At 39.4% G+C, this 12,765-nt stretch carries 8 protein-coding genes; 4 read left to right on the top strand and 4 right to left on the bottom strand.

Annotation, left to right across the window (positions count from 1 at the left end):
* Positions 1-15 precede the first annotated feature (15 nt).
* A complete protein-coding gene (locus J1N10_RS11370) occupies positions 16-696 on the bottom strand; it encodes a succinate dehydrogenase cytochrome b subunit (RefSeq protein ID WP_262326826.1) in 681 nt (226 codons plus the stop codon).
* A gap of 428 nt (positions 697-1,124) precedes the next feature.
* On the opposite strand from J1N10_RS11370, the gene frr reads away from it, so the two are divergent.
* A complete protein-coding gene (gene frr / locus J1N10_RS11375) occupies positions 1,125-1,688 on the top strand; it encodes a ribosome recycling factor (protein WP_262326827.1) in 564 nt (187 codons plus the stop codon).
* Positions 1,689-1,757: 69 nt separating this feature from the next.
* On the opposite strand, the gene J1N10_RS11380 is transcribed toward frr, so the two are convergent.
* Both J1N10_RS11380 and J1N10_RS11385 read right to left on the bottom strand, forming a co-directional pair.
* The gene (locus J1N10_RS11380) at positions 1,758-4,991 is read right to left on the bottom strand and encodes a S41 family peptidase (protein ID WP_262326828.1); all 3,234 of its coding nucleotides are present in this window, start codon (positions 4,989-4,991) and stop codon (positions 1,758-1,760) included.
* 160 nt (positions 4,992-5,151) lie between these two features.
* A complete protein-coding gene (locus J1N10_RS11385; protein ID WP_262326829.1) occupies positions 5,152-6,459 on the bottom strand; it encodes an acetyl-CoA hydrolase/transferase family protein in 1,308 nt (435 codons plus the stop codon).
* A gap of 312 nt (positions 6,460-6,771) precedes the next feature.
* On the opposite strand from J1N10_RS11385, the gene J1N10_RS11390 reads away from it, so the two are divergent.
* The gene (locus J1N10_RS11390) at positions 6,772-7,185 is read left to right on the top strand and encodes a DUF6146 family protein (RefSeq protein WP_262326830.1); all 414 of its coding nucleotides are present in this window, start codon (positions 6,772-6,774) and stop codon (positions 7,183-7,185) included.
* Here the strand turns inward: J1N10_RS11390 and J1N10_RS11395 are convergent.
* A complete protein-coding gene (locus tag J1N10_RS11395; protein WP_262326831.1) occupies positions 7,182-8,081 on the bottom strand; it encodes a DMT family transporter in 900 nt (299 codons plus the stop codon). The genes J1N10_RS11390 and J1N10_RS11395 overlap by 4 nt on opposite strands.
* A gap of 379 nt (positions 8,082-8,460) precedes the next feature.
* Here J1N10_RS11395 and J1N10_RS11400 point away from each other — a divergent pair, with 379 nt between their 5' ends.
* Positions 8,461-9,273 (top strand): hypothetical protein, encoded by an 813-nt coding sequence (locus J1N10_RS11400; protein WP_262326832.1) that lies wholly within the window; start codon positions 8,461-8,463, stop codon positions 9,271-9,273.
* A gap of 107 nt (positions 9,274-9,380) precedes the next feature.
* Positions 9,381-12,500 carry an ATP-binding cassette domain-containing protein gene (locus J1N10_RS11405; protein ID WP_262326833.1) on the top strand — a complete coding sequence of 1,040 codons (3,120 nt, stop codon included), beginning with the start codon at positions 9,381-9,383 and terminating at the stop codon, positions 12,498-12,500.
* Positions 12,501-12,765: the final 265 nt, after the last annotated feature.

Genomic DNA, 12,765 nt, shown 5'->3' on the forward strand with positions numbered 1-12,765 from the left:
ATGTGTTAGATTTGACTATTGATAAAAAGCAAATTGAAGGATAGCAATTGCAGCAAACCCAAGTCCTATGATCCATGCGAAGGCAATACCGATAACCGTCCAACGCTTACGCCAGATGTTATTACTAAATCCTAGTGTTTGGAAAGCCGACCAGAATCCGTGTGTTAAGTGAATGGTTAAACCAAGAGAACCAACCACATAAAGAGCCACTCTCCATGCTTCGGATAAAGCAGCGTTAACCAATGCATAGGTATTGTGCATTTCAACCCCATCGTAAGTTACCGACGCAGCCCCATGAGTTATCTGCAAAGGCACAAAGAAATCCACAATGTGAACAACAAGGAATGCAGTAACAGTAATTCCTAAAACATACATGTTTTTTGAAGCCCACATCACATCCTTTGTATTGTTACCGGATGCATACTTCGCATTTCCTCTGGCTTTGTTGTTTTGCAATGTCAGAATTGAAGCATAAATGATGTGGATAATAAAACCACCAAAAAGTACAGGCTGCAAACCATACTTAATCAATGGTAATGCCATAAAGTTGGCAGCAATGTTGAATGTTTCTCCACCATCGGGAACAAGCAACAGTAAGTTAATGGAAAGGTGGACGATTAAGAACGTCACCAAAAAAAGTCCTGACAAGCTCATCAGCAACTTTCTTCCAATTGAGGAACCAAAAATAGTACTCATAGGAATCCTTTTTAATTTATTTAATTGTTAAAACTAATTTGTTCTATAAGGCTGCAAATGTAGGTGTGAAAAGGCCGCTACCCAAATATTATTAAAGAATTAATTCTATATTTATATCAATTCTAATTAACCACACATTTAAACATTTTATATTATATCTTTTTTAACATTTATTGTTACAAATTAATAAAATATAAATCGGATTACTTCATCTTATTCTCGCACATCTTAGACTAATAATAAAGCACTGAGGCAGGTTTTGAGCATGCAATTTACAGCAATTTTAATCCTTTATCAAAGGAAAAGCTTTATAAAAACATTAAAGAATCTCTTCCTTATTGGTTGAATTTCAGCACTGTTTTATTTTCATATAAAGTTTTCTATTTTTGTGTAAACGAACAGTTTAAACGCAATCATACATTCTGACCATGCAAGAAGAAATAGATTTAATATTAGACGATGCCAAAGAACGAATGGCCAAGGCGATTGAACACCTTGATAACGAACTAGGTAAAATCCGTGCGGGTAAAGCTAATCCTAAAATGCTCGAAGGTATTTTGGTCGATTACTACGGCAGTATGACACCCCTTTCACAAGTGGCAAATTTAAGTACTCCCGACCCACGTACCATAGCTATACAGCCATGGGAAAAGCAATTGATTGGCGAGATTGAAAAAGCAATCATGGCAGCTAATCTTGGCTTCAACCCTGATAATAATGGTGATATCATTCGCATCAACATTCCTCCATTAACAGAGGAACGTCGTAAAGACTTGGTGAAGCAGGCTAAGTCTGAATGTGAAGATGCTAAAGTTAGCTTCCGTAATACGCGTCGTGATTGTAATGATGAATTGAAAAGAATGAAGAAAGATGGCCTTTCTGAAGATTTAGAGAAAGATGCTGAAGCTGAAGTTCAAAACATCACCAATGAGTACGTTAAGAAAGTGGATGCTATGTTTGAAGTTAAAGAAAAAGACATCTTGACTGTATAATTCACTGAAAAAAATAAGTAGAAAGGCTGCCCAATATGGGCAGCCTTTCTTGTATGTGTTAAACCATTTTTATTTTAAATCATTCAGCATCACTTCAATTGCTTTCTCCAACTGCTCATCGCGTCCTTCCTTTAGTAATTCGAAGCTATTCTGCACTTTCACATCTGGCTCCAACTGGGTATTTTCAAGGTAATTACCGTCCATGTCTTTTACACCAATTTGCGGAATACCAAACACCAATGTTTTGTCCTGCTGAGTTTCCCACCACACAGCCGTCATGGTTCCGGGAACCGGCATACCAATCAGTTTACCAATTTTCAAAGCGTTATAGGCAAATGGAAAGGCATGCGCGTCGGAGTAGTTACCTTCGCTAATAAGTACACACGATGGTTTATTCCATTTGGCAATCGGCTCTGAACCAAAATAACGACCTCCCGGATAATAATCAGCATATTTTTTACCGCTTAAGAAAGTTACCAAATCATCGTGCAGCCAGCCACCACCATTAAAGCGTGTATCCACGATTAGTGCTTCTTTATCATGATTACGCCCCAACACCTCGGAGTAAAACTCGCGGAAGCTCGGTGAATCCATTCCTTTGACATGTACATAGCCCAAACGGCCGCCCGATAAACGCTCCGTCATTTCACGACGCTGCTTAATCCAACGCTCATATAATAACTGGTTGCGCTTCGACAGGCTGATGGGTTTCACTGTTTCCTGCCAGCGCTTACCTGAAGCCGGATTATACATGGCCAACAAGGTTGGTTTTCCTTCCTGATGATTCAACTGCTGATATAAATCGGAAAAGTTTGTTATGCCCACTCCATTAACCGATTCCACAACAGTACCGGCTTTAATCTTCGTACCTTCTTTTAATACGGGGCTTTTATCAATCACCTCTGTTATCTTCAGCCCTTTGCCATTGTATTTATAATCGAAAAACAAACCTAAGGAAGCTGTTTTATCGGCATCGGCAATTTTAGGACGATAGCGGGCTCCGGTATGCGAACCATTCATCTCACCCAACATTTCGCTCAATAGCTCCTGAAAATCATAGTTATTATTCACATGAGGTAAAAAACGCTCGTATTCGGCCTTATAAAAGTCCCAATCCACATTATGCAAATCTGGGCGATACCACTTACGCTTTACCTGACGCCAGGCATGATCAAATATGGCTTCACGCTCTGCTGCAGCATCCAGGTACATTTCAGCATTGTAATTAACCGCTTTTGTTTTATCGCTCTTGGTATCAAACTTGGTTATTTGACCTCCAGAAAAAACAAAGATGTTGGCAAAAGCCGAATCCGCCTGCATATAACCGCCTCTTCCATCCAACTCTGCTATCTTCTTGGTTTCATTCTTTTTAAAATCGTGCATCCACAGGTCGTGACCTTTTTCAAAGCGCGACAAATAATATAGCTTATCAGCATCGGGAGATAGTAAAGCACCGGCCAGACTCGATGAATGAATGGTTAAACGTGCCATTCTATCCTCCAGATTATCCAACTCCATTTCGATGCTGTCCTCTTCTTTTACAGCTGATTTCTTCTTTTTCTTCTTGTCTTTCGACTCTTCCTCCTCCTTTTCTGACTTTTCCAATTCTTCTTTTAATTCCAGCTCCTCCTTGCTTAGTTTAAACTGGTCGTAACTCTTTTGGTTAAAGAACATGGCATAGACATCGTCGTGCGAGCCCCAGCTACCATGGTTGCGCATGCCGTGTTTGTCGGTGAACCAAATCACTGCATTACCGTTCATCATCCATTGCGGACGAGAATCGCCATAACCACTTTGGGTCAGATTCTTCACTTCACCTGAGCCGTTAGCAGCCACCAAACCAACTTCGTCAATCACCCAGTGATTGGGACAAAAAGCAACGATAAACCATTTTCCGTCAGGCGACCACTGGTACCATTGATCACCATCGCTGTACGAATAGTTATAGGTGCCTTCAAGAATGGTTCGCACCGCCTTTGTATCAAGGTTAATTACTTTAAGTGTGGTTCTGTTTTCCAGGAATGCCACCTCTTTACCATCGGGCGAAAAATGGGGCTGAAAGGTTTCGGCTTCTACTTCAATGACCGGTTTTTCTTCAATCAAGGTGGCATTAGAGAAATACAACTCATCATCGCTTTTAATGGATGATGTGTAAACATTCCAGCTACCATTTCGCTCGGCGGCATACACCAACGAACGTCCATCAGGACTGAAACTGACCGAACGCTCCTGACCTGGCGTATTGGTAACGCGTTTGGTGGTATTATAATCCACAGACGTAACAAACACCTCCCCCCGTGCCACAAATGCTATTTCTTTACCATTTGGCGACACATCCATCTCTGTAGCTTCCTTGCTCATCTTCACAAATTGCGTATCTGTCCCTTCGATATCAAAGTTGATGTTTACAACCACTTTTGCGGGCATCGCACCGGGCTTTTGAGTATATAACTCGCCATTGAAACTATAGCATAATACATCATTGTCCGACACACTCAAAAAGCGCACGGGATGCTTTTTAAAATGGCTTATTTGTTCAACGTTGGCGGGTTGATTGATGCTTGTTTTACACACATTAAAGGAGCCAAACTGCTCACTTAAAAAGTAGATATCTTTCTCATTGCTTGCCAACACAGGCTGACGATCTTCGCCTTTAAACGAGCTTAACTTAGTATGTTTACCTGTTGAAATTTCCATTTTCCAGATATCGCGCGTTACCGATGACTGGTGATGTTTGCGCCATCTATCCTCATAGCCTTTCACATCCTGATAGACGATAAATGAACCATCATTGCTCATCATGGCCAGCTCGGCCGGCGTGGTCAGCAGCTGGTCAATGGACGATGTAGTCACATCTACTTTGTACAGCTCTGAAAACAAACCGTAAGGAAACTGGCTATTCTGATAATCATCTAACTGCTGTGATGAATACAGCACCTGTTGTCCATTGGGGGTAAACGAACAAGGTACCTCATTGGCCGAATGATAAGTCAAACGACGTGCCTGACCCCCATTAGCTGGCATTATAAAAATATCGAAGTTACCAAACCGGTTGGAAGCAAAAGCAATAAACTTGCCATCGGGCGACCAAACAGGCTGGTAATCATGGGCCTGATGGATAGTTAATGGTAATGCATCGCCACCAGCAGTTGGCACCTTATACAAATTACCCTTGTAAGAAAATACAATGCTTTGCCCATCGGGTGAGATGGATGGATAACGCATCCAAAGAGGTTGAGCCGAAGCTTCAACAACAAAAGCAAATAGCAACAATGCTATGGCCGTTTTTAAAAATTTCATCATGGTAGAGGTATTAAAATTAGTTGTTAAATATAACCAGAGAAACAAAGATATACAACGACCAGAGTTGCCAAGCATCAGGCTGCAGCAAAAAAATAGTCCCCAGGAAACCTGAGGACTATCGGTATATTTTACAAGCAAATAGCTTGATTGCTTTTAACAATTAAATATTTGGATTCACATAGTGGAAGTGAGGTCCAAAGCGGTCGAATGCAGCCTTATCTAACATTTCCTGGTGATCCGGATGAGCAACTGAAATGATTAGTTTCGCTCGCTCCTGCATTGTTTTTCCATATAAGTTAACAGCTCCGTGTTCGGTTACGAACCAGTGCATGTTTGAACGTGTTGTTACCACACCCGAACCTTCAAGCAAGGTCGGTGCAATTTTAGAAAGACCTTTGCCAGTTACCGAAGGCATCGCAATAATTGGTAAACCTCCTTTTGAGTAACCTGCTCCACGGATAAAGTCAATCTGACCTCCAACACCCGAATAGTGCTTAATTCCTATTGAATCGGCACATACCTGACCGGTAATATCAATGGCTAATGCTGAGTTGATTGCAGTCACTTTATCATTCTGACGGATGATGTTTACACTGTTGGTGTGACGCACATCCATCATAGCCACCATTGGGTTGTCATCAATAAAATCATAAAGTTCCTGAGATCCCATCAAGAAGGAAGCAACCATCTTACCTGGATCAATCTGCTTGCGTTTACCATTAACCACTCCTTTTTCTACCAAAGGAAGGATACCATCGGCAAACATCTCCGTGTGAACACCCAAGTCTTTGTGGTTACCTAACTGTGCTAACACAGCATTTGGAATACCACCGATACCCATTTGAAGACAGGCTCCGTCTTCAATTAACTCAGCAACATTCTTACCGATAGCAATATCCATATCTGTAAGGGCACCCATATCGTGAGTGAACAACGGACTATCATCATCAACAAAATAATCAATTTCGTTCATGTGGAAGATAGCATCTCCCCATGCTCGCGGCACATTAGGGTTAACAGCCGCAATAACAACATCGGCACACTCAATAGCAGCTAAAGTAGCATCAACCGAAGTTCCTAATGAAACAAAACCATGCTTATCCGGAGGTGAAACCATAACCATCGCCACATTCACTTTCAATACGCCATCGCGCATCAACTTTTGCGTTTCACTCAAGAACACTGGGATGTAATCAGCATAACCGGCTTGAGTTTGCTTACGTAAGTTACCTCCAACAAAGAATTGCTCTGAAACAAATACTCCTTCGAATTCAGGATCTGCAAAATCCACCTTATCCTCAATGTGGATATGCTGAAGCTTCACATCATAAAATTCTTTGTTACGGCCACGTTCAACCATTGCCTTAATTAATTTGTGCGGCGTTACTGCCACACTACTAAGGTGAATGCGGTCGCCCGTCTTAATTACTTTCACTGCCTCTTCAGCCGATATCGCTTTATAACTCATGACTTTATTATTTATAGATATTTTTCTCTATTTAAAGCCTGCAAATTTAGAAAAATATGCAAGGATGCAAGCGTTTATTAATAATTATTAAGAAGATTCATGATATTTAAAACAAATCTGAAATAAAACACTTTTTAACGATTAGAAATGAAAGTAAAAGCCTTATCCAAACTTACAAGGCATACGTCCTTATTTAAAAGGTATACACTGGCTTAAGTATTTTTAACCTATTTCTTTTTTGTCTCCGATAAATAAGGTTCTGGTGCAGATTTTGCATAACTTCATCTATCTGTTCATGTAAATCATAGCCTTATGAAAACACTAATTTTCATACTACTCGTATTAGCGACCATTTCAGCTTGCAATATCCAAAAACCACTTGCTGATGTCAATGCACCTCCTCAAGAATTAAGTGTTGAAAATAGTGATTCAAGCGAGTATGAACTCATCGTTTTTGACCCTGGATTTGATACATTCCTGGCCACTCAGCCCTATCCTAAAGAGTTTTATTCGGATGAATATTACAAAAACTGGAACTATCGTTATTGCGTAGAGTGGAATATTCGCCATTCCAATCCCATACGATATGGCAACTTTTACGAAACGCAGATTCCATATGAACTATCAGTAGACTATGGTATCGACTTCAACTTTAAACTTTATCAGTATTTTCAGTTTATTGAGCAGGAATACAGCATTGTGTTAATTCACCGAAAAGGCCGTTAAGCCTTTTTCTTCTGTGTTATGCCAATGGCCAAAATCGTTCCGGCAATGACCAACGCAGCACCAACATAGGCCAATGGGGCTACTTTATTAATTGGAAACCAGTTAAGTTCTAACAACATCAGTATCTCAAGCACCACAAAGGTGATCACCGGATTCATGATTATGACAATGCTGATTTTATTGGCTTCGGTATATTTGAAGGCAGCAGAAAGCGCGCCATAGGCAACCACTGTATTTAAACCTAAGGCCACCATTAATAACCAAACCCACCACTCATACGCTTGCGTAAATAATTCAAAATTAACCGTTGGCAGAAACAGTAAAACAGGAAGACCAAAAATTATCAGGTTAACCTGCTGCGGATGGAATTTCTGAACCAGCTTTTTATTGAATAAAGCATATCCAGCCCAACTGGCTGCCGCTCCTAAAGTCCAAAACAAGCCCTGTGTAATGGCTTCCTTTTGCGCCACCAGCTCGTTTATCTGGTTAAAATAAAACACACAAAATCCCACGGCAGCAATGGCAAAACCAAGACCTCTTATCCAGTTAATACTTTCTTTAAAAACAACAAAACCAATAACCCCCAGCAACACCGGACCTGTTTGTATAATTATTTGCGTAGCAGCCGGTCCTGCGTAGTTAATACCCTGCATATAACCAATATAATTTCCGGCTAACAAAACAGCAGCGGCTATCATCATCTTAGGAGGCTTGCGGTACACATTCAATAATTCTGGTTTCTTAATAGCATAATAACCAACCAGTACCAAGGCAGCTACAAAAAAGCGAAACCACACAATAGAATATGAGTCAAAATAATTGAGCGCTACTTTTAATGCAATCGCTAAAACGCCCCACAAAATTGCCGTTGTGGCCGCTAATAAAATCCCTTTCATCGAAAGATAAGTTTCAAAGATTAATCCGGATGTTTCAGTTAAAATTGTTATTGGAGCTACTAATGCAGTGCTGCTATCTGTTTAAAACAACCCTCACGTTTCACCTCAACAAAACGTTCAAAATATGGTTCAAAAGTAGTTCTCTTTTTTGATTTTTAAGTTTACACAGTACTCAGGCGAAGAAAAAACGGTGAAAGCAATAACTTTATAGTAAGTGCACAATCATTTATTTTCAAAATCAATTATATTTGTTTCAATTAATTTAGACATGAAGAAACAAAGTGTACTTTTTGTTGTCGGTTAATTAATCAAACTAATGTTGAGTCCGCAATGATAAGGACTGTAAATTAAGAAAATAAACGAACCAAAATTTAAAAATATGAAAAGCACGATTCGAATAGCATCTTTGGTCATTGCTGCTACGATGATGTTAACTGCCTGTAACAGTAAGAAAGCTAAAAAAGACAAAGCACCTGAAATCAAAAAGGAAAAAGTAGAAAAAGAAGTGCGTGAATTTGTTTATCCTCTTCCTACTTCATTTGAAGTAACTGAAATGCTTAACCGCATTGAAGCTGCTTATATTCTTTCACTTTCAAATCCTGCAAGCAACGTTGATAAATACTTAACTGAAAAAGCGCAGGCTATCAACCTTGGTATTTATAGTGCCGACCTAAGTTATGCGAGTACATATCACCAGCAACAGGAAACATTAGATTTTATGAATGCCTCTAAAAACCTTATCGACAAGCTAGATATTTCTCCAGCCCTTGATAAGAAGCTTTTGGAAGCTATTGAGAATAACTTAGACAATAAGGATGAATTGGTAAAAGTTATCACCAACACTTTCTACAATACTTATGAGTATTTAAATAAAAACGACCGCGGTTCTGTTTCATTGCTAGTTATCTCTGGTAGCTGGGTAGAGGCACTTTATATTGCTTGTCACATTTCGGAAGAAACTTTCAGCAACAAAGAAATGGTAGCTATCATTATGGAGCAAAAAGAGCCACTAAATAAGTTGATGACAATGCTTGAAGTACATGCGGCAAATGAAGATATCCAATCAACCATTGATGATTTAAAAATCCTTCATGAAATATACAACAGCGTTGATGCCGGTAGTATTACAATCGAACAGTTAGATGCGATTGAGAAAAATGTGGCCGTTCTTCGTGAAAAATATGTTTCTTAATTAAGAAAGCTTAATACAAAATACAAAGGGAAACCAACAATGGTTTCCCTTTTTTGTTATGTGGTTATAAAAATTAGTATCTTTCAGACCAACCCAAAAACAAGACAATGAGTGAACTTTTTCTGGATGCCCTAATGCAGATTTTTGCTCTTTTAACCGACCGACGTGAGGAACAAAAAACGGGCGATGGTTTAATTGAAGTGAAGAATTTCTTACTCCGCAACTTAAATAAAGAGTTTGCCGAGCAAGCATTGGAGCGATACGAACATTACACATCGGAATACCACAAAGACAGTTATAGTCACGATCAGGAGGTTAGAAACAAGCAAGCCTCCACCAATATGGGGCGACTGGCTAAAATTTGCGATCAGCTCAACCAGGAACTGGAACAGTCAGAGAAATACATGCTTGTAACCAACATGCTTAATTTCATTATGCGCGATGGGCATGTATCTGAAGAAGAAGGTGTATTTACCGATGCTTTGGCCAAGTACCTTAAACTTGACGAAAACGATTATCTAAACCTCAGGACTTTTATTCTGTCTTACCCACTTGAGGTAGAAGATAAAGAACGATTATTGCTGATAAGTGGACAAAAGGAAAAACCGGATGAAATAATAAAACATATTTACAACCCTAAGCAGCAAATTTTTGTTTGGGTACTACACATTCAGGAATCTAACCTTTTGTTTTTTAGGTATTCAGGAAGCCGCAACCTCTACCTCAATGGTCATATTATCGAACAAAATAAGGCTGTTGCCTTCAGGCCGGGAGGAGTTATAAAAACTTCACGAATAGCACCAGTATATTATGGACGGGTTGCCGAAAACTTTATTGCGCGACCCGGGCGCGCACGTATACTATACCGTGCTTTGGATGTTTCCTACAAATTTAACAACAACCAAATGGGCGTTCACCCATTCAGTTTCTCAGGCCGTTCAGGCCAGTTGGTGGCTGTAATGGGGGGAAGCGGTACTGGAAAATCCACTTTACTCAATGTATTAAACGGGAACCTAAAATACCACACCGGCCGGATTCACATTAACGGCTTTGATTTGCACAAAGAGTCGGAAGCACTAAACGGTGTTATTGGATATGTGCCACAAGATGACCTGTTAAAAGAGGAACTGACCGTATTTGAAAACTTGTATTTCAATGCTCGCCTATGCTTTAGCCACTTTGATAAGGAAAAAATTACCGAATTGGTGGAAAAAGCGTTGCACGATTTTGATTTGGTAGAAGCCCGTGATTTGGTAGTAGGCTCACCTTTAAATAAAATTCTGAGTGGTGGCCAGCGTAAGCGACTAAATATTGCCCTGGAGTTAATACGCGAACCTTCAGTACTTTTTGTAGATGAACCAACATCGGGCTTATCTTCTATGGACTCTGAGAAGGTAATGCTGCTTTTGAAACGCCAAACACTGAAAGGAAAGCTTGTTTTTATCAATATTCACCAACCAAGCAGTGACTTATACAAGCTGATTGACAAACTACTCCTTATTGATAAAGGTGGACGTATCATCTACAATGGCAACCCCATGGATGCCATTACTTACTTTAAGCAAAAAGCATCATACGTTAACCCTGAAGAAAAAGAGTGTTATGCCTGCGGTAATGTTCAAACCGAACAACCGCTCCGTATTATCGAGGCGCGCATGGTCAATCCTTATGGTAAATTTATTCGCCAACGAAAAATATCGCCACAAGAATGGTACAACCACTATGTTGAAAATTTTGAAGAAAAATTTGAGTGGAAAGAAGCCAGACACAACGAAAAGAAAGAAAAACTACCGGCTAACCTCTATAATATTCCAGGACGTGTTCAGCAGTTCATTATCTACCTGATGCGCGACACCTTGTCGAAACTAAAAGACAAGCAGTATCTGATGATTAACATGCTGCAAGCACCAATTCTGGCCTTGATACTTGGTTTTTTCACCAAATACATAAGTGGTGATGGAAATGATGAATCGGTTTATGTGTTTGCTAAAAATGTGAATATACCAGCCTATCTGTTCATGTGTGTAGTAGTGGCTCTGTTTTTAGGCTTGATTGTTAGTGCCGAAGAAATATTTAAAGACCGACGGCTGTTACAACGCGAATCATTTCTTAACCTGAGCCGCTTTAGTTACCTCAACAGTAAGATTGTGGTGTTGTTTACAATTTCAGCCATTCAAACCTTGAGTTTTGTATTAATTGGTAACTATATCCTTGAAATAAAAGGTTTGAATCTAAGTTACTGGCTCATCTTATTTAGCACAGCTTGCTATGCCAACATGATTGGATTGAACATCAGTAGCGGACTTAATTCGGTAGTTGCCATATATGTATTGATACCACTTATCCTGGTTCCTCAGCTGTTGTTCAGTGGCGTTATTGTTAATTTCGACAAACTCCACAACACCATCTCATCACAACAATATGTTCCGCGCATTGGCGATTTAATGACCTCACGCTGGTCATACGAGGCCCTGGCAGTAAACCAGTTTATGAACAATGAATATGAAAAACAATTTTTCGATATTGACAGGCAGATTAGTACGGCATCGTACAACCAAAACCTACTGATTCCTAAACTGAAAGACTTAAATGAAACCTGTAAATATCACCTTGATAATAATGATATTGAAGACTTAGATGATGTATCACAATTACTCACAGCAGAAATACTAGAACTGGCAGGGCACAAAATGACACATTTCCCTATGCTTACTTTCATGGTGAGTGATCAAGCTGCTTATGATGATGATACCTATAATCACGTGAATGATTTCCTTCAACATGAAAAACTGGAACAAAAGCAACTATATGCTGATGGGAAAGAGAAAAAAGATGCTTTATATGAAAAGCTAATAAATGATTATGGTTCAAAAGAAGCGTTCTTAAAATTTAAAGACACCTACCAGAATGAAGCCCTGGAAGAAGTGGTGCTCAACAAGCGTGAACTACAACAAATGTTGTTAACCAGTAAAGGAATCATCCAAAAAAAGCACCCCATCTACCAAAAACCAATCTCGAACTTGGGACGTACACATTTATATGCACCCGAAAAGCGTGTATTTGAAGTTAAAATACCTACACCTCTTTTTAATATGCTAGTGGTGTGGTTAGGAGTAATTTTCTTTTATATCACCCTCTATTTCGATATCCTGAAGAAAGTTATCCGTTACTTTGAAACCTTCAAATTACGACGATTAAACAGACGTCTACAAAAGATCAGACCATAAGATTATAAGGTATAACATTTCTAGAAAAAACGATGCCATCACAGTTAGCGATGGCATCGTTTTTTTTTTGTTTTTGTTAGTTAATAAGCTAGCGTTTTATAAAACAAACTTGCAAAGCTAAAGGGCTTCGCTGATATTAACCAAATGAAGGTGTCCAAAAACAAAAGTCCGTTCATCGAGCGGAGTCGAGATGAAATTTAAATAAAGTTGATTTTCAATGCATAATCACTTCGACTCCGCTCAGTGACCGTATTCCTTTTTTGAT

Origin of the sequence: Carboxylicivirga litoralis (assembly GCF_025499605.1) — a bacterium.
GTDB classification, from domain to species: Bacteria; Bacteroidota; Bacteroidia; order Bacteroidales; family Marinilabiliaceae; genus Carboxylicivirga; species Carboxylicivirga litoralis.

What these genes read in the sequence shown, in the direction of transcription:
- J1N10_RS11370 (WP_262326826.1), bottom strand. Translation starts at nt 696, where the DNA reads ATGAGTACTATTTTTGGTTCCTCAATTGGAAGAAAGTTGCTGATGAGC.
- frr (WP_262326827.1), top strand. Translation starts at nt 1,125, where the DNA reads ATGCAAGAAGAAATAGATTTAATATTAGACGATGCCAAAGAACGAATG.
- J1N10_RS11380 (WP_262326828.1), bottom strand. Translation starts at nt 4,991, where the DNA reads ATGATGAAATTTTTAAAAACGGCCATAGCATTGTTGCTATTTGCTTTT.
- J1N10_RS11385 (WP_262326829.1), bottom strand. Translation starts at nt 6,459, where the DNA reads ATGAGTTATAAAGCGATATCGGCTGAAGAGGCAGTGAAAGTAATTAAG.
- J1N10_RS11390 (WP_262326830.1), top strand. Translation starts at nt 6,772, where the DNA reads ATGAAAACACTAATTTTCATACTACTCGTATTAGCGACCATTTCAGCT.
- J1N10_RS11395 (WP_262326831.1), bottom strand. Translation starts at nt 8,081, where the DNA reads ATGAAAGGGATTTTATTAGCGGCCACAACGGCAATTTTGTGGGGCGTT.
- J1N10_RS11400 (WP_262326832.1), top strand. Translation starts at nt 8,461, where the DNA reads ATGAAAAGCACGATTCGAATAGCATCTTTGGTCATTGCTGCTACGATG.
- J1N10_RS11405 (WP_262326833.1), top strand. Translation starts at nt 9,381, where the DNA reads ATGAGTGAACTTTTTCTGGATGCCCTAATGCAGATTTTTGCTCTTTTA.